The 23,266-nt window shown below is 59.8% G+C and carries 26 protein-coding genes; 15 read left to right on the top strand and 11 right to left on the bottom strand.

Annotated elements, in window-relative coordinates; genetic code table 11:
* Positions 1-69: 69 nt before the first annotated feature.
* Both IVB54_RS30425 and IVB54_RS30420 read left to right on the top strand, forming a co-directional pair.
* Positions 70-354, top strand: a complete 285-nt coding sequence (locus IVB54_RS30425; protein WP_018456127.1) for a hypothetical protein — start codon at positions 70-72, stop codon at positions 352-354.
* 196 nt (positions 355-550) lie between these two features.
* A complete protein-coding gene (locus IVB54_RS30420) occupies positions 551-949 on the top strand; it encodes a CHRD domain-containing protein (RefSeq protein WP_039799634.1) in 399 nt (132 codons plus the stop codon).
* 43 nt (positions 950-992) lie between these two features.
* On the opposite strand, the gene IVB54_RS30415 is transcribed toward IVB54_RS30420, so the two are convergent.
* The 3 genes from IVB54_RS30415 to IVB54_RS30405 all read right to left on the bottom strand — a co-directional run bounded on the left by IVB54_RS30415 (position 993) and on the right by IVB54_RS30405 (position 3,837).
* Positions 993-1,358, bottom strand: a complete 366-nt coding sequence (locus tag IVB54_RS30415; protein WP_018456125.1) for an antibiotic resistance protein VanZ — start codon at positions 1,356-1,358, stop codon at positions 993-995.
* Between the two features lie 115 nt (positions 1,359-1,473).
* On the bottom strand, positions 1,474-3,024 hold the full coding sequence (locus IVB54_RS30410) for an EAL domain-containing protein (protein WP_247368938.1): 1,551 nt from the start codon (positions 3,022-3,024) through the stop codon (positions 1,474-1,476).
* Between the two features lie 639 nt (positions 3,025-3,663).
* Positions 3,664-3,837, bottom strand: coding sequence for a hypothetical protein (locus IVB54_RS30405; protein WP_162847250.1), 174 nt, complete (start codon positions 3,835-3,837; stop codon positions 3,664-3,666).
* Positions 3,838-4,835: 998 nt separating this feature from the next.
* On the opposite strand from IVB54_RS30405, the gene IVB54_RS30400 reads away from it, so the two are divergent.
* The 3 genes from IVB54_RS30400 (at position 4,836) to IVB54_RS30390 (ending at position 6,048) form a co-directional block, all read left to right on the top strand.
* Positions 4,836-5,111 carry a hypothetical protein gene (locus IVB54_RS30400; RefSeq protein WP_018456121.1) on the top strand — a complete coding sequence of 92 codons (276 nt, stop codon included), beginning with the start codon at positions 4,836-4,838 and terminating at the stop codon, positions 5,109-5,111.
* A 41-nt stretch (positions 5,112-5,152) separates the two neighbouring features.
* Positions 5,153-5,569, top strand: a complete 417-nt coding sequence (locus IVB54_RS30395; RefSeq protein WP_018456120.1) for a hypothetical protein — start codon at positions 5,153-5,155, stop codon at positions 5,567-5,569.
* A gap of 203 nt (positions 5,570-5,772) precedes the next feature.
* Entirely contained in the window at positions 5,773-6,048 is a 276-nt protein-coding gene (locus IVB54_RS30390) for a hypothetical protein (RefSeq protein WP_083926416.1), read from the top strand.
* A gap of 20 nt (positions 6,049-6,068) precedes the next feature.
* On the opposite strand, the gene IVB54_RS30385 is transcribed toward IVB54_RS30390, so the two are convergent.
* Positions 6,069-7,292 carry a hypothetical protein gene (locus IVB54_RS30385; RefSeq protein ID WP_018456118.1) on the bottom strand — a complete coding sequence of 408 codons (1,224 nt, stop codon included), beginning with the start codon at positions 7,290-7,292 and terminating at the stop codon, positions 6,069-6,071.
* A 759-nt stretch (positions 7,293-8,051) separates the two neighbouring features.
* A complete protein-coding gene (locus IVB54_RS30380; protein WP_247776594.1) occupies positions 8,052-8,360 on the bottom strand; it encodes a hypothetical protein in 309 nt (102 codons plus the stop codon).
* 226 nt (positions 8,361-8,586) lie between these two features.
* Here IVB54_RS30380 and IVB54_RS30375 point away from each other — a divergent pair, with 226 nt between their 5' ends.
* The gene (locus tag IVB54_RS30375; RefSeq protein ID WP_247363721.1) at positions 8,587-9,036 is read left to right on the top strand and encodes a hypothetical protein; all 450 of its coding nucleotides are present in this window, start codon (positions 8,587-8,589) and stop codon (positions 9,034-9,036) included.
* Positions 9,037-9,077: 41 nt separating this feature from the next.
* On the opposite strand, the gene IVB54_RS30370 is transcribed toward IVB54_RS30375, so the two are convergent.
* Both IVB54_RS30370 and IVB54_RS30365 read right to left on the bottom strand, forming a co-directional pair.
* Positions 9,078-9,617: a hypothetical protein gene (locus tag IVB54_RS30370; RefSeq protein WP_231188850.1), complete on the bottom strand. Its 540-nt coding sequence runs from the start codon at positions 9,615-9,617 to the stop codon at positions 9,078-9,080.
* Positions 9,618-9,800: 183 nt separating this feature from the next.
* On the bottom strand, positions 9,801-10,538 hold the full coding sequence (locus tag IVB54_RS30365) for a metallophosphoesterase family protein (protein WP_085359805.1): 738 nt from the start codon (positions 10,536-10,538) through the stop codon (positions 9,801-9,803).
* Between the two features lie 192 nt (positions 10,539-10,730).
* Between IVB54_RS30365 and IVB54_RS30360 the strand changes: the two genes are divergently transcribed.
* Positions 10,731-11,354 (top strand): transglutaminase-like cysteine peptidase, encoded by a 624-nt coding sequence (locus tag IVB54_RS30360; RefSeq protein ID WP_085359807.1) that lies wholly within the window; start codon positions 10,731-10,733, stop codon positions 11,352-11,354.
* Between the two features lie 10 nt (positions 11,355-11,364).
* Here the strand turns inward: IVB54_RS30360 and IVB54_RS30355 are convergent, their stop codons facing one another.
* The 3 genes from IVB54_RS30355 to IVB54_RS30345 all read right to left on the bottom strand — a co-directional run bounded on the left by IVB54_RS30355 (position 11,365) and on the right by IVB54_RS30345 (position 13,688).
* The gene (locus tag IVB54_RS30355) at positions 11,365-12,645 is read right to left on the bottom strand and encodes a hypothetical protein (protein ID WP_085359809.1); all 1,281 of its coding nucleotides are present in this window, start codon (positions 12,643-12,645) and stop codon (positions 11,365-11,367) included.
* A 165-nt stretch (positions 12,646-12,810) separates the two neighbouring features.
* Positions 12,811-13,086: a hypothetical protein gene (locus tag IVB54_RS30350; RefSeq protein WP_247776593.1), complete on the bottom strand. Its 276-nt coding sequence runs from the start codon at positions 13,084-13,086 to the stop codon at positions 12,811-12,813.
* Between the two features lie 74 nt (positions 13,087-13,160).
* Positions 13,161-13,688: a hypothetical protein gene (locus IVB54_RS30345; RefSeq protein ID WP_247776592.1), complete on the bottom strand. Its 528-nt coding sequence runs from the start codon at positions 13,686-13,688 to the stop codon at positions 13,161-13,163.
* A 273-nt stretch (positions 13,689-13,961) separates the two neighbouring features.
* Here IVB54_RS30345 and IVB54_RS30340 point away from each other — a divergent pair, with 273 nt between their 5' ends.
* The 4 genes from IVB54_RS30340 to IVB54_RS30325 all read left to right on the top strand — a co-directional run bounded on the left by IVB54_RS30340 (position 13,962) and on the right by IVB54_RS30325 (position 18,179).
* Complete coding sequence (locus tag IVB54_RS30340; protein ID WP_247397777.1) at positions 13,962-15,164, top strand: polysaccharide biosynthesis/export family protein; 1,203 nt, start codon at positions 13,962-13,964, stop codon at positions 15,162-15,164.
* Between the two features lie 217 nt (positions 15,165-15,381).
* Positions 15,382-15,900, top strand: coding sequence for a hypothetical protein (locus IVB54_RS30335; protein WP_247375389.1), 519 nt, complete (start codon positions 15,382-15,384; stop codon positions 15,898-15,900).
* A gap of 28 nt (positions 15,901-15,928) precedes the next feature.
* Entirely contained in the window at positions 15,929-17,416 is a 1,488-nt protein-coding gene (locus IVB54_RS30330) for an O-antigen ligase family protein (RefSeq protein ID WP_247375387.1), read from the top strand.
* Between the two features lie 139 nt (positions 17,417-17,555).
* The gene (locus IVB54_RS30325; protein ID WP_247766810.1) at positions 17,556-18,179 is read left to right on the top strand and encodes a hypothetical protein; all 624 of its coding nucleotides are present in this window, start codon (positions 17,556-17,558) and stop codon (positions 18,177-18,179) included.
* A gap of 35 nt (positions 18,180-18,214) precedes the next feature.
* On the opposite strand, the gene IVB54_RS30320 is transcribed toward IVB54_RS30325, so the two are convergent.
* Entirely contained in the window at positions 18,215-18,364 is a 150-nt protein-coding gene (locus IVB54_RS30320; RefSeq protein WP_247766809.1) for a hypothetical protein, read from the bottom strand.
* Positions 18,365-18,445: 81 nt separating this feature from the next.
* On the opposite strand from IVB54_RS30320, the gene IVB54_RS30315 reads away from it, so the two are divergent.
* The 4 genes from IVB54_RS30315 to IVB54_RS30300 are packed head-to-tail and all read left to right on the top strand — an operon-like array spanning position 18,446 to position 23,225.
* Positions 18,446-20,701 carry a polysaccharide biosynthesis tyrosine autokinase gene (locus IVB54_RS30315; RefSeq protein ID WP_247766808.1) on the top strand — a complete coding sequence of 752 codons (2,256 nt, stop codon included), beginning with the start codon at positions 18,446-18,448 and terminating at the stop codon, positions 20,699-20,701.
* Between the two features lie 42 nt (positions 20,702-20,743).
* On the top strand, positions 20,744-21,496 hold the full coding sequence (locus IVB54_RS30310) for a hypothetical protein (protein ID WP_247776591.1): 753 nt from the start codon (positions 20,744-20,746) through the stop codon (positions 21,494-21,496).
* Complete coding sequence (locus IVB54_RS30305; protein WP_247766806.1) at positions 21,487-21,882, top strand: hypothetical protein; 396 nt, start codon at positions 21,487-21,489, stop codon at positions 21,880-21,882. Before IVB54_RS30310 ends, IVB54_RS30305 begins: the two co-directional genes overlap by 10 nt.
* A gap of 50 nt (positions 21,883-21,932) precedes the next feature.
* On the top strand, positions 21,933-23,225 hold the full coding sequence (locus IVB54_RS30300; protein ID WP_247776590.1) for a right-handed parallel beta-helix repeat-containing protein: 1,293 nt from the start codon (positions 21,933-21,935) through the stop codon (positions 23,223-23,225).
* Positions 23,226-23,266: the final 41 nt, after the last annotated feature.

Raw genomic sequence — 23,266 nt, 5'->3', positions numbered from 1 at the left:
GCGCATCGCGGCAACCGAAGCTTTAAGAACCAAAATTAAGCTGATGCCGAGTAAAGGAGTGACTGAAACATGGCACAGATCTGGATGACCTATGACGAACTCGCCGAGCTTAGCGGCTGCACGTCTGCCGAGGCACGAATGCGGGCCATCCATTTGTCACTTGACCGCCGCAAAAGCCGCGACGGCGCAACCCGCGTCAAGCTCGATCTGGCGCTGACGGCCAAATATTTCGCCTCTGTCCGGGACGCCGATTTTGATCTGGACGGCGCCATCGAGACGCTCCAGGCCACCCATCGGCAGATGGCAGAACTCCTGACGCCGAACCAGTTCCTGGGCCGGCGCCGCTCGGCTTAGCTCCCGCACGCAATCCATCAGGCTCCGGGTACAAGGAGCCGAGATTCTCGCGATAGTTGTTCCGAATCAGGCATAAATCTCCATCCGGAATTTTCATTGCTGGCCGGGGTTTAACCGCAGCGGGCCGTAGAGCCTGAAGGAGGATGCCATGAGGAACGACAGCGATCGAGGCTACGCGACACTGTTGGCAGCGGCGATGCTGGGTGCGCTGATCATCATGACAGCCGCAACGGCAAATGCAGAGCTCGTGAAGTTGCAGGCCGATTTAAAAGGCAGCAATGAAGTGCCTCCGAACAACTCGCCTGGAACAGGCAAGGCCGAGGCGACCTACGATACGGAGGCGAAAACCCTGACCTACACAGTCAGCTTCGCCGGCTTGACCGGGCCAGCCATGGGGGCACATTTCCATGGCCCCGTGGAGGCCGGCAAGAACGCCGGCATCGTGCTGCCGTTCAAGACGGTCCAAAGCCCGATTCAGGGGAGCGCAACGCTCACCGAAGCTCAGGCTGCGGACCTGCTGGCTGGGAAATGGTATGCCAACATTCATACGGCCGCGAACCCGGGCGGTGAACTACGCGGACAAATGATAAAATAAGGACGGTCACTTCCCGATGCAGACGTGCAGGCCATGCATCTGCTCAGGAGGGCGGCCTCGGTAAGAAGGCCAGGATTGTTTGAGCGAGGAGGACCCCGACGGTCCCGCCTGCTGCTTTTTGCAGCACGTCCAGGAAACCCGGATCACGATCGGGCGTCATCGCTTGCAGGATTTCCAGCCCCATTGCGACCGCCACGACAAGCGAGCATGCGAGGGTGAGCCGACCGGGCAACAGGAAGGACAAGAGAAATCCCAGCAACCCGTAGACGCTGAAGCGCTCGATCACGACGACCCAATAAGCCTCGTGATGGCCAATAAGCACGGGTCTCCCCGCCAGTCTCGCAAGCGTGGCATAGACGATGAGCGCGAAGCAGACGCCTGCGGCTGCGATAAGGTGGTTGCGGCGCATTGGACGACCATAGCCGGACCGGAGCCAGGCCGCGTTGAAAGATGAGAGTATCGTTAAGGCTGATTGAGCAAGGGGCGCGGCGCGTTTGCCGTCCCGGGTTAACGGCTCAATCCTTTCAGGCCACCAACGCCGCGTCGGTCGGCAATTTAGCGCTCTGCGCCAAGCAGCGTGACTCGACCAACTCGTTGAATCGAGGGAAGGGCAGTGGGGCGGAGACCAGATAGCCCTGCCCCTCCTCTACGCCGGATGAAATAAGCGCCCGGACCTGCTCCTCCGTCTCGATGCCTTCCGCGACCACCGTCATTTGGAGGTCCTTCGCAAGTGCGACCAGCATCTCCACGATCGTGGCAGTCGATGCGTCCACGGTGATCGTGTCGACGAAAAATTTGTCGATCTTGATTGTATTGGCGCCCAGGCCCTTGAGCCGGGATAGCCCGCTATGACCGACGCCGACGTCATCGATGGCGACGCGAAACCCGCAGTCCCGCAATTCGCTGACCACGGCTGCGGCGCGTGCGAGGTCGTCGAGCTCGTCGCGCTCGGTCACCTCGATGACGATCTGGCGCGCGGAGACTTGCGCCGCCATGACCGTGCGGCGGAGCGTTTCAATGAAGCCCGCACTCAAGAGATGCTTTGGTACGACGTTGAGGGAGAGCTTAAAATCCTTGTTCGCTTTCAACAGCGGCTGCAGATCCGACAGCGCTGATCGCAGGATCTGCCAGGTCATGACCTGGATGCGGCCGCTGGATTCCGCGAGCGGGATGAAGTTCATCGGAGGCACGACCGATCCGTCTTTGAGGAGCCACCGAGCCAACACCTCGCAGCCTTTGATCCGACCGGTCTTGAGCTCGAAGATGGGCTGGTAGTACGGCTTGAATTCGTTCGCGGCCAGCCCGCGGTCGAGATCGGCGACGGGCCCTTCCATGCGGCGGCTCCGCGCGAAAAGCCCGCCGAAAAGGGCGCCGATTGCAAATGCTACGGCCAGCGTCGGCCAGTAAGCCTCGTTGTTCCACGTCGAGAGGATGCCGCGTTCGAGGCGAATGGTCGCATGGAGTGGGAATCGAGCTGAATTTTTGTCGAGATCGATCGGGGCCTGCAAGGCTTTGTCGGGATCGAGCAGGAATTCGCCAAGTTTCTCGCCGTTGCTCAACGCGAGGATCACTTCGCTGTGGGCGCGCAACTCGGCGGGCATGATGTCGAACAGGCTGGCGTTGACGCCAAGAATGGCGACCAATGCGGCATTGCCGTTGATGTCTTTGAGCACGCCCAGAGCATCCCCGCCGAATTGCTCAACACGGAAGAGCGAAAGGTTCTTGTCGTGCGAGGGAAGCATATCGCGGCGGTCGATCCATCCCTTGTCGAATTCCAGCGTTTCGGAATAGGCCGAACAGATCACCGAGCCATCCGGGTTGACGAGGCGCACATCCTTGATTGCGGAACGTTGGTAGACGTGGAGCCGGATCGCCTGCAGCGTCGCGGGCCCACAATCGGCAAGATCGCGCCGCGCGAGTTCGCCCAGGCTCGCGCCGGCAAAGTCGACCGCAAATTCGGCGCGACGCAGAACCACCTCGGTCAATTCGTCGAGCTGGTGGGCCTGCTGGTACCGAATGAACGAAGTTGCCGCAAAGTGGCCAGCCACGCCGAACGCGGCCGCGCTCGCGAGCACGAACGCCGCAAATACGAAAGTCGGTCGCTGCAATCTCATTCGGCCCGGCGGAACAGAGGGAAGCGTCGGCCGATCCTAATCAGGACGCGCTAAGATAGGGTTTAATGCGCGGGCGAGGCATGTGGAACCGGCCTTTGGGGGTGGGCAGGCGAGGGACCCGTCTGCCCCCGGACCGGGGGACCCTATCGAAAATGCTACTTAACCTTCCGCTCCCAAGTTCTGGCGGCCCATTCGATGGCGGAGCGAAGCGGGTGCGGGATTGTAGGGCGCGATGGAAGCCTGCCGAGGGCTGCCACCATGCTGTGGCCGGGTGGCTCGCAAGCGCAAGACCACGAAGGCGATATTGATAGCCAACCAGACCAGAATGACGGAAATGGCAAGATGGGCCACGGCCAGACCTCGCGATGAAGTTGGAGTCAACGCGAGCGCGCTGGTTCGGTTCCCTGGCGAACCGGGCTAGAGCGCATCTATTTCATGTAGCCGGAGTCGAGCCTTCGGGGCGGACGGCGACCTCACCTTGCCTTGAGGTCCTTGCTCTACTCCGATCAGCAACACGACGCATTCGTTCTTCGTCAGAACCGGCGATCGCGCGCCCGCGGCCATCATGACGTCGTTGGCGGAACGCCGCCGCACGCTCGCTTAGGCCTTTTTTCTCGCCTTCGTTTTCAACGAAAGACCAAGGCGCAGGGCCATGCGCTTGATCGCATCGGGCGATCGTCCGAGCTGTTTCGCCGCCTCCTCCAATGAAGCCGAAGACTTAGCCAACTCCATCAGCCGGCGGTCTTCCTTGAACGACCAGGGCTTGCGCGCCATAACCGAAATCATCCTCTCGTCGCGACAAGGACAAAGCCGCCAAGCGGACCCATGTCGCTCGACGGCTTTGCTTGGGTGGGCCGAGCTTGGGGGAGCCCGGTGAGACGATGGGATAAGTGATTAGTGAGAATTCGCAACAAACAACGCGGATTAAGCTAACCGCTCAACCTTAACGCGTCTAATCCGGCTTTGTCGCTCCGTACTATCACGGAGGTGTCAATGCTGATCAGCGGCGGCCGTTACCGCGCTTTGAATGGCTGGAAGCCGAATTGTCGGGCGCCGGTTTTGAAGGCTGCATGGACTGCGTGAACCCCGATTAACATCCGGCCGGATCCAACTTCAATCAGTGAGACGTTTTGTCATTCCCCGGCCCGCGGCTGTCCGGCAACGACCAAACTTCAATCAGCTCCTTGCACAAATTTCGTCATCGCCTGGCAAAACTTTCAGCGGTGCCGATCTTGAAGTCGTCACAACGACAAGATGAAATGCAATGGGAGGAACGCGCCGAAAAAATGGGACGTTCAAATATTGGCAATTGTGATTTTGGGTTCGATCTTCGCGGGCGGTTTTGCTTGCGGCTATGGTGCGAGGGCGTGGCGCTCACGCAAGCGATCGGCAAGATATCGTCTCTATGCGCCCTATACTCCCGCAACAGGGGCGGGACGAAGTCGGTCGCCCTCCTAATGATGGTATTTCGCGCCTGGCCTGTTTGCCGAGCGATCTCTGTAGCATTATCGAAATAACCATGTGCGGTTAGGTTAACTTGTCGTAATTCTTGAGAGCCTAGCCAATGCCACCTAGAACATCTCGATTCACGGCGGAAGCTTAGCCGCCCCGATTTTTCCGTGGCCCCGCGTTAGGGTAGGCGTAAATGACGTATCTGATTGCATTGCTAGGCGCGATAATTTGCATCGTTATTTTGATGGTTTTCGTTCGCGCCTATGATCGACACCTGAAAGATCTTCCAGGTCCTTGGATCATGGACGAGACTCATTCGAATGACTGAAAGGCACAACGCGCCCCGCAGGTATTTCGTTGATGCGCAAGGGAAGCGGGTGCTGATAGGGCTGTCGCTTCCGGAAACGGCGGAGTTCGAAGCGCTGGACATCACATCGGGAGAGACGGTTCAAATCGGTCCGGGCGATGGGGCCGCCGCGGCGCACGAAGCTCGATGGCTTGAGCTTTATTCGAAACACGAAGGAGCCTGGCGGGCGTGGATCGTACAAAGCCAGGCGGAGCAGCCACAAGATTCAAGCTTTGTTAACTATGTCTGACCGATGTTAGCGGTCCAAATCTCGAACGTGGGATGGCCCAAATGTTTCAGCTGTTCCTGAGAGCGCGCGCACACAATTTTCTCAGCTCCCGCCGTGAGGACAAAGGCTTCAAGGCCCGTACCATCGAGCGCGATGCGGAGACGGACCGCGTTCGAATCGATGCCGTCATGGTCGCGATCGATACGGCATTGCGCGATGCGGAGAGGGAGCAGGTCGGCCTGGGACGACGTGTTGATGACGCACTCGCGCGTGCATCCGTCACTTTCGGAAACGGCACCGATGAATATCTCGAACGGGAGCCGATCGACAGTCATCATCAAGATCTCTTTGCCGCCGACATCTCCAACGGCCAGCGGCGGCTCAAGGAATTGGCAAACACCATCGCTCATCTGAGGTTTATCAGGACCGCGATGCTCACGCGCTTTCCGAACCTGAAGCCGCCGCAGCTCAATAGCTAGGATCGAGGGTTTGGCTCGGCACCCTTCCGTCTGCTAAACGCAGCAGGTTTGGGCACGATGGATATCTCGGTCCGAAAAGCATAATCTCTCGCTGAACAGCTTTGCCACGGGACAATTCGGGCGCCGCTTTGCCGTTTGGCTCTTCTGCCGGTTTTGATATGGTCCCGTCCAGCGTTCTCGGACGGATTGAAGGAGCGAGCCAGGTGATCTCCAGAAATTTGCAAAGGTCAATGGGATTGGCATTTGTTTTGGCTATTGGCGCGCCAGTAACGGCGTCGGCCGTCACTGTAGAAGTAGCGCGTGCATGCGACGCAGCTTTGGCCAAGGCCTTTCCTCCAAAGCAAATCGGCAATCCCGCTGCCGGCAGCGCAGGGACAGCCAAGGAGCGGCGCGATTATTTCAGCAAATGCGTCACGAACAACGGCAAGGTCGATGATGCGCCCGCGGATGCGCCTAAAGACGCCAAGGCCAAGAAATAAACGGAACGCGTCGCGCCACTTTAGCGTCGCGGCGGGCAGGGGGAGTAGAATGCGCCGTTCGTTGCATTGATGCGTTCGACGCATTGGTTGGGATCAGTCGGCGTCCCGGCCACCGTGAAGTCATAGCCCATACCTTTGACGACCACGACGTAGCGACCCGGCGAAAGCGTAAAGCCGTCCTGCTCCGGCTGCAGCGATAGCATTCTCGGCTGATCCTCGACCGGACCTACTTTGTAAGGGAAGGACATGCTGCGGATGACCCAGGTGTCGCCGGCAGAGACCATGGCCGCTTTCCCGGTTGCATCGACGCCCATCGCTCGGGAGACTTTTGCGACTACTCGAACCTCGGTCCCGGTTGCATCGACACCACCGTCGGGCCTGAAAACAATGAAGCTGACATCTCCGCTTGTCAGGGTCGTCGCGCTCGGTGTGGTGATTGCTGCTGAGATCGCGACACGACGATCCGGAATCTTCCCGGGGACCGGCTTGAGCTCCTGGAGCTGGCCCTGGCTCAGGGCGTAGACGCCGAAGGTCGTTGGCAACGGCATCGAGGGTTGCGCAGGCGTCACCGGCTCCTTCGGTTGATCCGGTGTCCGTTCGACGCTCTCACCGCTCGATGGAGTCACAGCCCCGGTGGGGTGAGGCTCGGGGCTTGTGGAGGTGCGCTTGGACAGCGTCGCGGACTGCCACAATGCGAGGGATTGTGTCCTCAACCGCGGCCAATAAGTAACCGCCGCGCTGGCACCGGCAATGACGACCAGGATGGCGGCTAATCGGATGAGGGAGTTGAGGATGCCGCTTCGCCGAGATTGGTCGGGCGGGCTTGGCGGTGCGACAGAACCGCGCCCTGTTTCCGCAGGCTTCGGGACGGGCGGCGAGGGCGGAACGGGCGCCAGATGCGGAACGGGCTGAGGAGCCGGGGGACTGGGTGGCGACTGATGCGAAGCGACGTCTAGCGCCAACTCCGGCGCTTTGGACAGCGCGTCGCGCTCGCTACGGTCAAATGAAAGCTCAACCTCCCGGATGGCGCGCTCAAGCACTTGCTGGAGCTCGCGGGACTCCCGTGCGTCGCCATGCGTTAATTGTTCCAGAAGCTTGATGCGAGCCAGCTCGTATACGATTTCGCGGATCTGCCGGGGGTCGCTGGATATGTCGCGAATCCGCCCGGACAGGAGACGCACAAACCCGGCCTTGATCGCGTGCATATTTGGCGCGCCGGCGGCGGTGTCGCTGGGGTCGGTCATCAAGGCCGATCAAGTAACCCGGAACAGGCTGTTTCGCTAGGCTTTTCCGCGTCAAAATCCTATCTCGGCGAAAGCCGCTCTGATCGCCAGCCTTGCAAGAGCCCATGTCGAACAGCTTCGGGGGCTTGCTTTTGGGCAGAAAGCTGTGACAGTTCGACGAGCTCCTCTTTCCGGTATTTTGATCATGCGCGACGGTTTCATAGCACTCACGTTTGTGGCTCTCCTGGTGCAACCTTCTTTTGCACAAGGGACCAAGGACAAAGCCAATTTGACGAGCACCAGCATCGTGACCACCCCTACGAAGAAAACCCAAACGGCCCAGAGCGCCTCACGACCCACAGCCACCCGAAACCTGGCGCCGGGCAAGCTGCCGAGCGGGATGGCGGCTCAGGGGGTCTGGAGAGACGGCAAGTTGATCGCCGTGCCTCGGCAATGACGACCCAAGCAACCGTGAAGGAACGGTGATCGCCTCCCGATGTTCTCGCTTGGGAGACATCTTATGAAACGATTAGTCCTGACCGCGTTTACGCTTCTTGTGACGGCAAGCACGTGGGCCCTCAGCGCTCGGGCCCAGGGGGTCAATGATCCATCGACCCCCGATCGAAATGTAATTATCGTCAATCCCTCGCAGCCCGCGCCGAGCACGGCTACGCGGAATATTCCGAGCCAGATTCAGCCGCCTCTGGTCAGTGGAGGGCGCGCGCGCTCCTATTACGGCAACAGAACGCGGACTAGTGGGTCGAGCAGGCGTTAGTCTGGCTACTGTACGTTGGGTGTCATTCCGCCGCCGGCGGGGAAGTTGCTGGATTTGAGCGCCATCCCACTGACGCGAAAGCGGACATTTCCTGCCAGATACAGATAGTCCGACGTCGTGCTGCTGACGGTCCGCACCTCGACATAGGTCAGTGTGATCGAACCCACGCTTGGGGTTACCTGGGTGATGTCGACAAACCGAGCTCCCGGGAAAAGCTTCTGGTCCAGGCCATAGAAGATCTTTTCCCGCTCCGACCACAGCACGAAGTGACCCCCGGTCTTCTGATCGACGGCTTCGTATTGCGTATGGATCACTTGCGGGTATTCGATCTGGCCTGCTGTCGCAAAGTGAGTGCCTAAAAAGATCACCAGAACCAGGAAAGTAACGTTGCGGACCAGTGGTCAATATCCTCGCGAGCTAAAGCACGAAGCTTGCCCGCGATTTGGCTTTCGTGCAATCGGCAAACGTATAGATTGAAGGGAATGGACGAGAAGTTTCCGGCCCTTGCTCGTTCTTCTCGCTCTGCCCTGGAGTTACAGCGTGCCAACCGCGCGACCTCACACCTTTCTAGCTCATGCCAGGCGGCTTGGGCAGCTGGCCGGAGTGGTCCTGACCGTTGCCGGTGCAATCGACTTCGGTCTCGCCAATCCGCCCTCGTGTTTTGCGCAGACCGAACCGGAGCCCTCGGTCAGCGACTATCTTCCACCAAGCGAGCCGGAAGTCAGCCGTGACGAGTGGCGTCAGCGTATCGAAGATGCGCGGCGACGAGCCAAGGAGCTCTCGCGCGAGCGGCGGGACCATCCAGAGCTCTATAAACCGGTCCCGGAGGATCCGGACCTTGTCGCGACCGAACGCCTCCTCAACGACGACAGCCTGCAGCGCGGCGACATCGTCTCGACCAAGAAGGGCATGTTCGTCTACCAGGGGCGACCGGATCAACCGCGCCGTGAGCGGGATTTCGTGCCGATCGCACCAAAAGCGACGCGCTGAAAAATTGACTGCAAGCCAGCAGGCTAACTCGCGCTCGAACTTCAGTACCGCCGCAAAATCTGATTGAACTTGGGATCGGTCCCCTGCGTGGTCTCCAGAAGCAGCGACTTGCCTTGCGGCGTGGCCTGCAGGTAGGCAGCGATCAGGAGCTGCTCGTAGCGAGAGCGGTTGGCAAGCGCCGCGCGGACGTCCGATTGCGCCAGCAGCTTGATCTCTTCGTCGGCTGCTGCCGCGTTCGATGTGACGGTTTGGAGCCGTGCGAAGGCGACGGCGATCGGCACCGCGCCGGCCAGGTAAGACATTTTCACTGCAGGCGTCGCCAGCTCACCCGCCTGCGTCTTCAGCGTGCCGAGCGTCAGCCAAAGCGCGGGCCGGATGGGCGATACTTTCAGAGCCGCAACAACGGCATCCTGGGCAGCCTTGTTCTCGGCGGCCCTGCTGTTCACATCGGCTGCAGGACGGTGAAGAAAATCCGCGGCTTTGGCCGCCGCATAATTCGCCAGCAAGTCGCCGTCGAATGAAAGGGGCGCCAGAACGCCCGAAGCGGCTACGTTGACCTTCTCGGGCGGAAACTCGCCCAAGAACAAATCGCTCGCCCGAAAGTTCGACCGCGTGAGATCGCCGTAAAACCCCAATGCTGCGTAAAGCAGCAACATCACTGCGATGCAGGCGCCAATGATGCGAAGCAAGGTCATGCGGCTCATGATGAATTTCGATGCCCGTGTGGAAGGGCGCAGGAGTTGGCCAGCAACTCTGCAAAAGTCCTAAATTGCGAGCAGACTATCGCCCTGGATCGTGAGCAAGGTCAAGTTGCCGGTCGCGTAAGCGCCGGTGTCGATATTGATCCGGTTTGAGCGGATATCCGGGACGCTGACCGGGGTATGGCCGTGGACGATATATTTGCCGAAGCGTCTTTCGGACTCGAGGAATTCCTCGCGGATCCAGAGCAGATCCTCCTCCTTCTGACGTTCCAGGGCTACGCCCGGCTTGACGCCGGCGTGCACAAAGAAGAAGTCGCCACACGCGAAGGACGGGCGGAGCTGCTGAAGAAACGAAAGATGCTCCCGCGGAAGCGCCTGCCTCAACCCTTCGATCAATTCAATCTGCTGCTCCGGCGTCGGATTCATCGTCGGGTTGATGCCGTATGAAACAAGGGTCAGCAGGCCTCCGTAGCGACGCCATTCCTCCAGGCGCGCCGGGTCCTTGAGGACCTCGAGCAGGAACACCTCGTGATTGCCCTTGAGGCACACTGTCTCATGCGACTTCGAGCGCTCGATCAGGAGATCAATCACAGCGCGCGAGTCCGGGCCCCTGTCGACGTAGTCGCCAAGAAAGACCTGAATCGCTCGTTCGGGAGCGGAGCGGGCAAGGTCGGCGTCGATGACAGTTAAGAGCGACTGAAGCAGGTCGGCGCGTCCATGCACATCGCCGATGGCATAGATCCTCACGCCGTCGGGGAGCCGCGGCTTGACGTTCTTACGAAAACGCTTGGAAAGGCCCATCAGCTGGTCGAATCGGGTCTGGCGTCATGAATGGAGGGCATGGTCGCTCATAGCAGAACAAGTTACGCATCGGTATTCTTAATTGTTTCTGACGGAGTCGCAGCGGTTTTGATTAAAGGATCGCTCGGCTTTTGAGCCGGATTTCAAGACGTGTCCCGTAGCGTTTCCCCAACAAGAAATGGGGAGCGCGACATGCGCAAGACTTTAAAGTTCCTGGCGATTGCCGCCGCTCTGTTGGCTGGGGCGGCTCAACACAAGGCCGAGGCCGCCTTTGTCGGTGCGCCGTCGGCGTTGCGCGGCGCCATCCAGTACATCAAGTTCGACCAGCCGACCCTGGCGCCGATGGCTTTCACGCTCTTTTGCCTGAAGTACGAGGGCGAGTGTAAGCCGCGACCGCAGCAAATCGTGTTCAGGGGCGGACGTCTCAAGCTCACGGCCGAGCGCATGGCCCAGCTTCAGGAGGTCAATCGGCGGGTCAACAGCGCGATCCGACCCGAGCCTAATTTGGAGGGGCTGCGCGGCGAGAAGTGGCTGCTGCATCCCACCAGCGGCGACTGCAACGACTACGCCGTGACAAAACGCCACGATCTGATTGCCAAGGGCTTCCCGGCGCGATCGGTGTTGCTCAGCGAGGTCGTGACGACCTGGGGTGAGCATCATCTTGTGGTCGTGGTGCGCACGTTCGCCGGCGATCTCGTGCTGGATAACCTCACCGGGCACATCCTGCCCTGGTCGAAAAAGTCCTATCGGTGGGTCCGCATCCAAATGCCCAAGAACCCGACCTACTGGGCGTCACTGGCTGATCGCGACGTCTAACGACGAACGACTAATGACCCGTGCCGCGTGGGGACTGGGTGATGCTTTGGGACAAGCCGAGTCCCATGATCGTTGACAGGCAAAGGATTGCTGCCGGATGCAGCAGTCCTGAACCGGCGAAGCCCTCAACCAGCGCGAAGACAAGGCAGGCCGCGGCCGCCGCAGGGAAGAACGAGTCGCGGCCGCGCTGCAAAGCCCCCAAAAACAAGCGGCCCAAAGCCAACATGCCCGCCAGCAGCGCGGCGGAAAAACCGATCCATCCGGTATCCGCGAAGATGGCAAAAGCCGTCGAGGGCGCCATCAAAGCCGCGCCGGAATCGCTTTGGTAGATCCTGCCAACGGCAGAAAAGGTGCCTGCCCCCGCACCGAACCACCTGGTGTCGGCCAACATTCGCTCCAGCGCGGCTCTGGTTTCGGCCCCCACCTCCGCGACGAGCCGCAAAAGAATCGGCCCTGCATTCTTTTCGAACAAGAAGCTCAGGACAATGATCGCTCCGACCAGCGCGGCTAAGGACAGCGCGCCTGCGGCCAACGGGGATAGGTCGATCCTTCGAATGACAAGGATCAGCAACATCAACACGAGGCCAAAGGCCGCGGCGATCGCGCTGTTCGTCCCCGACAAGCCAAAAACCGCGACCGCGCTGGCCAGAGCGCCCACAAGGCCGCAAAGGCCGATGGCGACCGACCGAACGACCGAGTGGCGCGTTTCGGCCCGCTCGGCGGCCAGCTGCATGACGGCTATATTAAGCATGACGCCAAGACCGGCCATCGTTGTCGCCAGGTCGGAAGGAACGGCGGTTGCAAGGGCGGATGAGAACGGACGCAAATCCAAGGTCAGAGCCGACACCGCGGTTACCCCGCTCAGCACGAACAGCACCAGTTCGGCACGGCTGCGGTCACGGACCACGACGATGGTCACGCTGAGCAACGAGATCGCTGCGAGGGCTTGAAACAGCGCATTCAGGGTGAGGCCGAGATCCGCCGTCACTGGCCCAAGCGACAGGCCAGCCAGAGCATCGTGGCTGCTCGCCCAGATCGGATGCGCCCAACTCAGCCACAGCGGCACCAGCTGAGCCGCGATACAAAGGGGAATGCCGATCAGGATCCAACGGCCCCAGACCGTGGCACGCAGATAGTGCTCGTAGTCGGCCTTTCGTGCGCTGAAGACCGCTGCAAATAGCCCCAGGGCCGTAGCCGTCATCCCGAGCTGTACGCCGAATTTGGCGCCGGCAATGTCGAGAGCGGATGCAGAAACAAGGCAAACGATGAGGGCAAAATAAGCGAAGGACAAACGTGCGCCTGGAAGGAATCCTGAAAGGGTCAGGCCACCATACAAGCCGGAGGCAAGTTTTCAAACAGAGCTCTGCAGCCAACGCAGCTCCCAACCCCAACCCAACCCACATTAAGGCAGCGTCGCGTGCGGGGGATCAGACGGACTCTTGATGCGCCAAAGAGGTCAGCGGGCGGTCTTGAGCGGACGGGCAAACACGCGGGCGGCACGACCGGCGGCGAGAGCAAAGCGGGCGGCCGAGCCGAAGAGATAGCCGGCCTGGAGCGCGATAGCCGCGAACACGACGCCCTTCAGGCCGTCAAGGAAGCCCAGATTGGCCATCCAGCCGACCGGGATCGCGGCGAGCAGCATGACGAATGTCAGCGGCAGGAGCACCAGGACGCGAAAGCGTTGGCCCAGAACTGCGCCTACCAGAAAGCTGAAGATCAAAAGCTCGGTCATCCGAAACACTCCGTGCTCCGGACCTTAGGTTCCCCACCCTAAAAAGACCCTTAAGTCGTATGGCTAAATTTTGTCTATTGGCCGCAACTGGCCGCCAGGGAATTATAGGCTTCGCGAAGCCCGTTCAGGGCCACCACGCCTTTGATCTCGGTGTCACTTTCCTTCACCACCACGGAAAGCGAGGGCGTCGTCTGCCACTTGCCGGCGGCAAAGGCCGAGACCTCGTCCGGTAACAGGACTGCGGCCCCGGCCGCTGCCATGCTGGCTTCGACCGTCACGGTGCCCCCCGTAGCGGAGGCGATCGTGACCTTAGGGCGGCTCCGTGGCGGGAAGGGGCGGATCAAGGCCACCAACACGTCGATCTTGGCTTTGGGAGCGCAGCGGACGATCAGGCCGGCGAACTCCGGGTCAGACTGCATCGTCTCGGCTGTCTTGGAGATGGAAGCGAAGCTCTCGCTCTCTTTTGGGCCTTGGGTGCGGGTGAATTTCCAAATCGAGGAGGATGGGCCTGCGATCTCAATGAAGGGGCGCCCCGGGGTTTCGTCCCCCGGTCCGGCGAGCAACCATCCTGTCAGAGCAAGGGAAAGAATCGCCAAGAGCAACGCCGGAACTCCTTATGAGACGGTCGGAGCATTACCAGAGATACGCGGGGGTGAGAACGCCTCGCCCGTCGGTTGAGCGGTTGCCTACCGATCGGGCACACGAATTACAACAAACAGTCACAAAGGGTTAGCAGGGGTTCCAAAGTAGTGGCGCGGGCGCAACACCGGCGGACTCATTGCGCCGTTAACCATCGGTTTCGGCCTGGAACCCTTGTCGCGCCGTCCGCTAGCCCGTACCACTTTGAGGTAATTGGGACGATTGGGGCCGCGTTGATGCATTCCTTTGCTAAGACCTATTTATTGAAGCCCGCGTTTTTGGCCGTGGCGCTGGCGCTTGGCGCCTGCTCCACGAATCCAGGCTCCGGCCCGCTAACGGACGACGTTAACAACCACATACAGACTGAAAGTGCGCCGGCTTACGAGTTGGTGCCGCTCAACCCAGCCACCGTGAACATTCTACATACCCATGAACCCAAGGGTCTCGCGGGCGCGTTCACGGACAAACGACCGCCGGCGAGCATTGTGTTCGGGATCGGCGACGTCGTCAGCGTGACCATCTTCGAAGCGGCTGCGGGTGGTCTGTTCATTCCGGCGGAAGCCGGCGTCAGGCCCGGTAACTTCGTCACCATTCCGGATCAGTCGGTGGACAATGACGGGTTCATCACCGTGCCGTACGCCGGTCAGGTCAAGGCCGCGGGTCTCACGGCGGTTCAGATCCAGCGCGCGATCATTGAAAAGATATCCAACCGCGCCATCGAGCCGCAGGTCGTGGTGGCGATGTCGTCGCAGCGGACCCAGCTCATCAGCGTGCTTGGCGAAGTCAATGCGCCCGCGCGTTATCCGGCGAGCGCTGCGGGCGCGAAGGACAAGGTGCTCGACGCGATCACCCGCGCCGGCGGCATCCGAGGCCAGGGCTTCGAGACCTGGGTGATGCTGGAACGCGGCGGACGGCGCGCAACCGTTCCGTTCGAGAATCTGGTCATGTCGCCTGAGAACAACATCTATGTGCGTCCCGACGACAGCATCTATGTCTATCGCGAACAGCAGAAGTTCCTGGCGTTCGGCGCCAGCGGCCAGAGCGGCGAGTTCAACTTCGACGCATGGCGCATCAACCTCGGCGAAGCCGTGGGCAAGGCCGGTGGTCTTCTCGACGGTCAGGCCGATCCGGCTGCCGTGTATCTCTATCGCCGCGAGCCGCGTGAGGTCGCTGCCCAGCTCGGCATCGACGTCAGCAAATACACGACCGAGACCATCCCGGTCATCTTCAACGTGAACTTCCGCGATCCGGGTGGCTTCTTCCTCGGCACCAAGGTCATGATGAAGAACGGCGACATCATCTACGTTTCGAACTCGCGCAATGTCGAAACTGCCAAGTTCCTGCAGTACCTGCGTGTGATCATGGCGACCGGCAGTGATGCGGTGAACCTCGGAAACAACGCCCTGATCTTCCGCAACAACATCAAGCTGGCGCCGTAATCAGCCGACTTGATCTACCAAGAGCGATGGCACCGGGGCTTTGTCCCGGTGCCATTTTCGTTTAGCAATCACAGCGGTTCTGTTCGGGGTGGATCAAGGCTTCACCGAGCAAGATTCACCGCCGATCGGTCACCCCGCAGGTTGCAAGGTCTTCATGTGCTTTGGACGGCAAGCAGCTCGGTGCTTATTGGCTCTCGTCATCGCGGGGCCGTCTCTGATGGGCAAGGCTGCCGGCGAAACCCAACAGCTCGGTGTCCGCCACCGGATCGACGTGGTGGTCTCGGCTGAGCCTGATGCACCAATTTTTCGGCACTTGCGCGAGGCCAAGGGCGAGCTCTCCTTCACCGTCCGGCTTTCAGCAAACGCCAAGGAGAGCCGCTTCTTCGGAATGCTGCACCCCAACTTCTCAGACATTGTTGTTCCCGACGGCGCGGGCAAACCTCTCGTTCGGCAGACCAAGCTATGGGAAGAGGAGGTCTGCCATCAGCGTCGCGGGCTGCCGAAGGTGACGGTGACCCAGCTCGCGGGACATTTCGGCGAGGGCGACGGGCGAATCGAGATAGCCGGCATCAACCGCCACATCGGGCTTCTGGTCCCGCCGGATGAGTTGACCCCCGGAATAAAACTGGACGCGGGGAGTGATAACCTTGGGCTATTCTACGGCTTCCGGGCGCAGACCCGGATCAGCCGCTTGAATGTGGATCTGAAGATCTATCCGATCGATTGCTTCCTCTAGAGCTAGAGCCAAGGCCGGCTAACCGACGATGCGCTTTCCGCTTCCCCGTATACGTTGGTCGTGGAGCTGGCCTGCGACCTTCATCCTGTTCTTCGTCGTCGCCGGGGCGCCGTTCCCGTTCGGCTCGACCAACGACCTCTCGATCGCGTTCTGGTGCCTGTGCCTGGGCCTCGCCTTGATCGTGGCGCCGACGCGCGACTTGCGCCGCCCCCATTTCTGGATGATCGCGGGCATCGGGGTGATCGTGGCCGGATACGCCTTCGTGCTGCATGAGCAGCTCTCCGATCATCCCTGGATCGCGCCGTTCAACCCGATCTGGAAGCAGGCGTCCGATCTCCTAGGGGTGCCGATTGCGCCGTCGGCATCCATCGTCAAGAACGAGGCGTTCTTCGCGTTGGGCGCGCCGCTCGCCAACATTCTGGCGATCCTCCTCGGCATCACCGTCGGTGCCGAGCGTGAGCGCGCCCGACGTCTGCTTTGGGTCATCGCCGTCTCCGGCAGCCTTTACGCGCTTTATGGCGTCGCTTCGTTCCTGATCGAGCCCACCATGATCCTGTGGCGGGACAAGACGGCCTATATGGGCAGCGTCACCGGCACCTTCATCAACCGCAACACGGCCGCCGCCTATTTCGGGTCTTGCGCGGTGATCTGGATGCTTTTGATCCTGGAGGATGTCCGCCGGCGCTTGCCTGAGCGGCACGTCGAATGGAAGCGCGTGTCGCGCGACGTGGCCGAGATCCCGCCGCGCCAGATCCTGCCGCATCTCGGAGCGCTTCTGATTTGCCTGATGGCGATGTTCATGACCGGCTCGCGCGCCGGCGTCAGCCTGTCGCTGCTCGCGATGATCGCCTCCTTCACGGTGTTCCTGCGCAAGGACCTGCCGCCGCGGACCGGAATCTGGATCTCGCTCGGCTCCGGCGTGGTGGTGGCGCTCGGCCTGATGCAGCTGCTCGGCGGCCGCGTCTCCAGCCGGTTCGACAGCCAGGGCCTGGTCGACGAGGGCCGCATCGAGGCCTGGAAATCCACGCTTCAGATCATCGCCGACAATCCCTGGTTCGGGACCGGCATGGGCACCTTCCAATGGGCCTTCCCGCCCTACCGCAGCCCCAACATCTCGATTCGCGGAATCTGGGATATCGCGCATTCCACGCCGCTGGAGCTCGCCTCCGACGTCGGCATCCCCATGGCGCTTTTGGTGGCGGCCGCATGGGCGGTCATGTTCGTCATCCTGGGCCGCGGCGTGTTCGCCCGGCGGCGCGATGCCATCATCCCGCTGGCGGCGGCGGCGACCGCGAGCCTGTCGCTGCTGCATTCCTGCCTGGACTTCACGCTCCAGATCCCCGGCTATTCCATTCCGTTCTTTGCGCTTTTTGGCGCCGGCCTGGCGCAATCGTTCCGCATCCGCGAGCCGGCGCGGGCGCAAGGCGAGGCGATCGCCGCACCGGACGAGAAGGGGCGCCAGACGCGGCCCGCGCGGGGCCTGCGCCGCGCCCGCGCGCTTCACAAAACTGTCTAGTTTTGAAGCAGTTGCGCCGTTTACGAAGTCTTTAGAATAAGTGGACAGCGATTTGCTCTTCCGCTAGGTTCCGACACTACACAGCCACTTGCCCGGGCCCGAGACGTAAAGTGGGCAGACGTTTTTTGGAGGTTTTATTATGAGCGTTATCAAGATTGCGCTTCGCATGGCTGCGGGCGCGGCCCTGGCCGCGACGATTTCGAGCGCCGCAAGCGCTGCCGTCTATCCGCCGCAGCGCCAGCTGCCGGCCACGGTCATTTCCGAGTTCAAGGCCACACCAGGCACGCTGTTGACGCAATATCCGGCCGGTGCGCAGCTGATCTCGCGCGTGCGCGACCTCGGCGCGTCTGATCCCACCACGGTTCCGGCGCTGATCGCGCTCCTCAAGGACCCCGCGACGACCAAGGACCAGATCCGCGCGATCACCGCCGGCCTGGCCCAGCTCGCCCGCATGGCCGCGGTCGCCGACCAGGCTTTCGCCACTGAGATCCAGGCGGCGATCGCCGGCACCAACAACCCCGACGTGATCGCAGCCTACCAGGCCGCAACCGGCGACGTCGCGATCGCGGCGGCCGGCGGTGGCGCAGGCGGCGGCGGCGGCTCCGGCGCGGGCGGACCGACCGGCAACCCCGGCAACACCGGTGGTTCCAACAACGGCGCGCCGAGCTTCGGCGGCCTGCATTATGCGACGACGGTCAACCCGAACGCGAGCAATGGCGTCAGCGGCACGACCAACGCTGGCGGCAACGTCAGCCCGCGCTGACCGGACCCGGCCCTCTCGGCCGCCCGATGAAACGATCACGGCAGCGGCGCCAGCGGGCGCCGCTTTGCTTTTGCGCCGTTAAGCTTGCTACAAAAAGTCGCGTGACGTCCGCTGTGCACTGCATCGAGCGCGTTCAATTGCAGGCAGAGTTGTGCTAATGTTGCGCGCAGCGCGGGCTTTGGCATCCGGCTTGCTCCGGACGCAGCCAGGTTCTGGCGAACATTGATTCCAAGAACACAGATCGATCCATTTTCAGGAATTGCTAGATGTTGCAGGTGAACAAGCCGCCTTCGGAGATCAACCGTGATTTCGCCGAGGCCGACGGCTCTCCGTCGCAGACGCTGACCTCCTATCTAGACATTATCAGGCGCCAGTTCCCGACCATGGTCGCGATCGTCTCGGCCTGCGTGATCCTGGCGCTGCTCTATCTCTTCACCGCCGCGCCGCTGTTCACCTCCACCGCCTCGATGGTGATCGACACGCGCAAGGTGCAGCTGTTCCAGCAGCAATCCGTGCTCGGCGACATCGCGATCGATTCGGCTACCATTGAAACTCAGGTCGAGATTCTGAAATCCGAGAACATCAGCCTCGCCGTCATCCGCGACCTACATCTCACGGAAGACCCGGAGTTCACTGGCAGCAGCGGCGGCCTGTTCGGAGCGATCGTCGGCTCGATTGCTGGCCTATTCACCTCGGGGATTGAGTCCTCCGAATTCGAGCTGACGCGTAAGGCGCTTCAACGTTTTGAGAGCAGCAGAACGATTAGGCGTCTTGGTCTCACCTATGTGATGCAAATCGGCTTCACGTCGCGCGATCCGGAGAAAGCCGCTCGGATTGCGAACGCAGTCGCTGACGCCTACATCGTTGATCAGCTCGAAGCAAAATACCAGGCCACTCGCCGCGCCAGCGTCTGGCTGCAGGACCGCATCAAGGAGCTGCGCACGCAGGCCTCGGCCGCGCAGAAGGCGGTAGTGGATTTCAAGACCGCCAACAACATCGTGGACACGGGTGGGCGGCTGATGAACGAGCAGCAGCTTGCCGAGGTTAACAGCCAGCTGGTGATGGCGCATGCCTCAACCGCCGAAGCCAAGGCGCGGATGGATCGCATCAACGACATCCTCAAGCAGGAGATTCCAGATGCCAGCGTCGCCGACGCGCTAAAGAACGAGACCATCGTCAAGCTGCGCGGCCAGTATGTCGACATGGCCTCGAAGGAATCTATCTGGGCGATGAAATATGGCTCTGATCACCTCGCCGCGGTCAATCTCCGCCGCCAGATGGCTGAGATCAAGAAGAACATCATCGACGAGCTCAGGCGCATCCAGGAATCCTACAAGAGCGACTACGACATCGCCGTCACGCGGGAGGAAGCGATCAAGTCGAGCCTCGCTAACGTCGTCTCGGAATCGCAGCTCACGAACCAGGCGCAGGTGCAGCTCCGCGAGCTCGAAAGCAACGCGCAGAGCTATCAGGCGATGTATGACAACTTCCTGCAGCGCTACATGGAGAGCGTGCAGCAGCAGTCGTTTCCGATCACCGAGGCTCGGATCATCAGCGCCGCGACCACCCCGTTAGTCAAGAGCTATCCAAGGACGCTGATTATCTTGGCAGTAAGCTTGCTCGGCGGGCTGATGCTGGGTCTCGGAGCTGCTATTGCGCGCGAGTTCGCCGACAAGGTTTTCCGTACCACCAGCCAAGTCGAGGAGCAGCTCGGCACGAACTGCATCGCGATCCTCCCGACGCTTGGGCCGCAACTGTCGGCTCCGACGTGGCCCAGCAAGCTTGACCGAAAGAAGAGAAATCCCGAGCCGGACTTTCTGCGCTACGTCGTCGACAACCCGTTGTCGCGCTTTTCAGAGGCGGTGCGTTCGCTGAAAGTTGCGGTTGATCTAAACTCGATCGTGCGCGAGAATCGCGTGCTGGCGGTGACCTCAACTCTGCCCAACGAAGGCAAAAGCACGCTCTCGACCAACCTTGCGCAGCTCATTGCCCATGGCGGCGCGCGCGTGATTCTGATCGACGCCGATTTGCGTAATCCCTCGCTCTCCCGCGCCTTGCTGCCGGATGCAAGGGCTGGCCTAGTCGACGTCGTTGCGCAGCACGCTAAACTCGATGATGTTCTGACGGTTGACCCACAGACTAAACTTGCAATCCTGCCCGCCGGCACCACTTCGAAGTTGCTGCATACCAACGAAATCCTAGCGTCCAAGCCGATGCGCGATTTGATGGCACTATTGCGGACGAAGTATGACTACGTCGTACTTGACATGCCACCTATGGCGCCTGTGGTCGACGTCCGCGTTACCTCAAACTACGTGGATTCCTATGTCTTTGTCGTGGAATGGGGCAAGACCAAGATTGACGTCGTGCGTCATAATCTACGCGGAGCGCCGGAGATACACGACAAGCTTTTGGGCGTGGTACTGAATAAGGCAGATACAAAGCTCCTTGCTCGATATGAGTCTTATCATGGCCGCTACTACTATCAAAAATACTACGCGCGGTACGGGTATGTGGAGTAGGTTCGCCAGAGAGCGTCCCACATCGGAGCATTGAGGGAAACAATGCGCGATATTAAGACGTTTGCGCGAGCTTTTTTGATCGTATTAGGTGCTGTTTCCTTGAGTTGGGTTGGCTTCGCGGTGCCCCCGTTTGGGATGGCGGCAACTAAGAACGAAGTTACTGCGCGCCTTCTCGCTGATGATCGCTTTAAGCCGGGTGCGCTGCGAGAGTCGCTTGCAGTATTTACGGGGCGAGCCAAGTGGTTTCCCGAGTATTCTAAGATAACGCGCGCAGAAGCGCTCATGAAAATCCGAATTGCCGAGGAGTCGATCAGAAGTATAGACCTTCAGGAGGCAGGTACCGAGAAAGTTCATGCGAAGGCGAGTATATTGTCTTCGCTGGCGTCTAATCCTGGAGACGCTTATCTTTGGCTAGCGCTGTATTCTACTCAACTTCTCAGCGAAGGTTTTGATCCGGAAGCGATTAGCTACCTCGATACGTCATACTTCCTGGGACCGATGGAAGGATGGATTGCTATCCGACGCAACAGGTTGGCGCTGGCTGCCTTTCCAATGTTGGACGAATCTTTGCAGGCTAAAGTTGTTTCCGAGTTTTGTGCATTGGTTAGTAGCGAATTTATTGATGCTGCGGTGTTCAATTTTGTTGGCGTCGGATGGCAGCAACGAAATCGACTGCTCCAGGGTATTTCGCAGATACATATACTCCCCCGCACTTTGTTTGCGAAGCGCTTGGCCAATGAGGCTGTAAGTATAAGCATTCCTGGGGTGAGTATAGATGAGAGGTTTTGGCGATGATGTTTTGGAGAGTTGTTCAAGTAGGAGGACTTATCGTCGCCTTGATTTATTCCTCTTCTTGTTATGCCCAGAGCGAGCAAAAAAGGTCGAGCTTCACTCTTCAGGGGCCGGCAGAACAAGCGTCCTTATCAATCGTGCGGGACCCGCTAGGTAAGCCATGCTTGGACATCGAGGCGGTCGCGCGTGTTCACGTCGCGAACAAGGACATTGTTGACCACGTGGTGAGCGTGAAGAACAACTGCTCGAGGCCAATTAAACTCAAGGTCTGCTATCACAATACTCAGCAGTGCAATGCTCTCAATGTCCAAGCCTACAAGCGGGTGGACACAATTTTGGGAACGATGACCAAGGTGACGGCATTTCGCTACTCAGTCGATCAAAAATGAACTGGAGTTGGTTGGGCTACTTGGAGAGACGATCTTTTGTTTGTCGTTGGATGGGCAACGCAAGCCCTGATCATGAACTAAAGATCCATCGCCGCACGTTATTGGGATTGATGTCGCTATTTGCGCTCCGTCCATCGCAAGCCGCAAGCCTTTCCCCTCCCGCTCCCGCGCTAGTGGTGCGCTATGTCGAGGAGTTCGGAGCTAAGGGAGATGGTGAGACCGACGATACTGAGGCAATTCAAAGTGCATTATCTCAAGGAGGCGCAATTAGGTTCTCTTCAGGAAGAACGTATGTTGTTCGCGCCCGATCAAACGATATCTTGCAGATCACAAAGGGAGGCACTCATCTGTTGGGGGACGAGAACGCTCCTCCTATTCTCGTCTATCGGGAGGCGGATGCCTCACTGGGAGAAGATATTGCGCTCCTCAGCATATCGTCGGCTTCCGTTATATCGAACGTCTCGGTCATGGGACTGCACTTTCTCTGCGCCAGAAAGAGATACAAGCTTACATCCCGGCCTCTCATTTACGCGCAGAATGTCAGATCGTTCACTTTCGAGGGAAACGTTGTCGAAAATGCCTCGTATGGTGTCTTCCTACGGAATGTCTCTGACTTTAGGCTGACTCGTAATCGCATTCTGCACAGCGTCGCCGATGGCATTCAGGCGTCAAATCAGGGCAGTCAAGCGTCAGGAACCAGCCTGACTCGCGGGGAGATTAGTCATAACCATTTTCAGTTTAACGGCGACGATTGCATCGCCGTCGGATCGCAGGTGGACCAGAAAGGAAAGCGCACACCGTCCGAAATTGTTATTCACCACAATTTTTGCGAGCGGCAAGGTCCGCAGGGCGGTGGCATTGGCATCTACGGATCAGAAGGCATCCAAGTCTACAATAATGTCATCATCGGCGCCTCAAAACACGGAATTGCGATCATCACAGATACAAATAACAGGCAGGAGACCAACCAACGAATAGTGATCGAGAACAACACAATTGTCGATGTTGTGCGCTCTGATTATAGCCGGGACAAGTACTACAACTGTGCCATCGTTGTTGGAAATCGAAATTCTGGTGGAGATTCGAGCTACCTAGCCGGGCCGTTCGCCGACGATGTGCAGATTCGAAGTAACGCTATTTATTCTCGCAACAGAAATGGGATCGTGGTGTCGGTGGGCGAGCGGTTCCGCGGAAGGGGATATCTGGCGCCCGCGAACGTTGCTATTTCTGATAATTTATTGGTTAATAATTCCGACCACGGGGCAGAGGTTGCGGCCTTCATCATGATCGGTGCCGAAGACGTGAAGTTCTCAGATAACTACGTGGTTGGCTACGACAAATAAGACAACGGCCGTATGGCGCGTGTCGTGATCTCATCGCCGCC

This window comes from Bradyrhizobium sp. CW1 (assembly GCF_023100665.1).
GTDB classification, from domain to species: Bacteria; Pseudomonadota; Alphaproteobacteria; order Rhizobiales; family Xanthobacteraceae; genus Bradyrhizobium; species Bradyrhizobium canariense_D.
Note: the sequence above shows the minus strand (reverse complement) of the source record. Positions and strands in the feature narration are given on the sequence as shown.

What these genes read in the sequence shown, in the direction of transcription:
- IVB54_RS30425 (WP_018456127.1), top strand. Translation starts at nt 70, where the DNA reads ATGGCACAGATCTGGATGACCTATGACGAACTCGCCGAGCTTAGCGGC.
- IVB54_RS30420 (WP_039799634.1), top strand. Translation starts at nt 551, where the DNA reads ATGCTGGGTGCGCTGATCATCATGACAGCCGCAACGGCAAATGCAGAG.
- IVB54_RS30415 (WP_018456125.1), bottom strand. Translation starts at nt 1,358, where the DNA reads ATGCGCCGCAACCACCTTATCGCAGCCGCAGGCGTCTGCTTCGCGCTC.
- IVB54_RS30405 (WP_162847250.1), bottom strand. Translation starts at nt 3,837, where the DNA reads ATGGCGCGCAAGCCCTGGTCGTTCAAGGAAGACCGCCGGCTGATGGAG.
- IVB54_RS30400 (WP_018456121.1), top strand. Translation starts at nt 4,836, where the DNA reads ATGACTGAAAGGCACAACGCGCCCCGCAGGTATTTCGTTGATGCGCAA.
- IVB54_RS30395 (WP_018456120.1), top strand. Translation starts at nt 5,153, where the DNA reads ATGTTTCAGCTGTTCCTGAGAGCGCGCGCACACAATTTTCTCAGCTCC.
- IVB54_RS30385 (WP_018456118.1), bottom strand. Translation starts at nt 7,292, where the DNA reads ATGACCGACCCCAGCGACACCGCCGCCGGCGCGCCAAATATGCACGCG.
- IVB54_RS30365 (WP_085359805.1), bottom strand. Translation starts at nt 10,538, where the DNA reads ATGGGCCTTTCCAAGCGTTTTCGTAAGAACGTCAAGCCGCGGCTCCCC.
- IVB54_RS30360 (WP_085359807.1), top strand. Translation starts at nt 10,731, where the DNA reads ATGCGCAAGACTTTAAAGTTCCTGGCGATTGCCGCCGCTCTGTTGGCT.
- IVB54_RS30350 (WP_247776593.1), bottom strand. Translation starts at nt 13,086, where the DNA reads ATGACCGAGCTTTTGATCTTCAGCTTTCTGGTAGGCGCAGTTCTGGGC.
- IVB54_RS30340 (WP_247397777.1), top strand. Translation starts at nt 13,962, where the DNA reads ATGCATTCCTTTGCTAAGACCTATTTATTGAAGCCCGCGTTTTTGGCC.
- IVB54_RS30335 (WP_247375389.1), top strand. Translation starts at nt 15,382, where the DNA reads ATGGGCAAGGCTGCCGGCGAAACCCAACAGCTCGGTGTCCGCCACCGG.
- IVB54_RS30330 (WP_247375387.1), top strand. Translation starts at nt 15,929, where the DNA reads ATGCGCTTTCCGCTTCCCCGTATACGTTGGTCGTGGAGCTGGCCTGCG.
- IVB54_RS30325 (WP_247766810.1), top strand. Translation starts at nt 17,556, where the DNA reads ATGAGCGTTATCAAGATTGCGCTTCGCATGGCTGCGGGCGCGGCCCTG.
- IVB54_RS30320 (WP_247766809.1), bottom strand. Translation starts at nt 18,364, where the DNA reads ATGCCAAAGCCCGCGCTGCGCGCAACATTAGCACAACTCTGCCTGCAA.
- IVB54_RS30315 (WP_247766808.1), top strand. Translation starts at nt 18,446, where the DNA reads ATGTTGCAGGTGAACAAGCCGCCTTCGGAGATCAACCGTGATTTCGCC.
- IVB54_RS30310 (WP_247776591.1), top strand. Translation starts at nt 20,744, where the DNA reads ATGCGCGATATTAAGACGTTTGCGCGAGCTTTTTTGATCGTATTAGGT.
- IVB54_RS30300 (WP_247776590.1), top strand. Translation starts at nt 21,933, where the DNA reads ATGGGCAACGCAAGCCCTGATCATGAACTAAAGATCCATCGCCGCACG.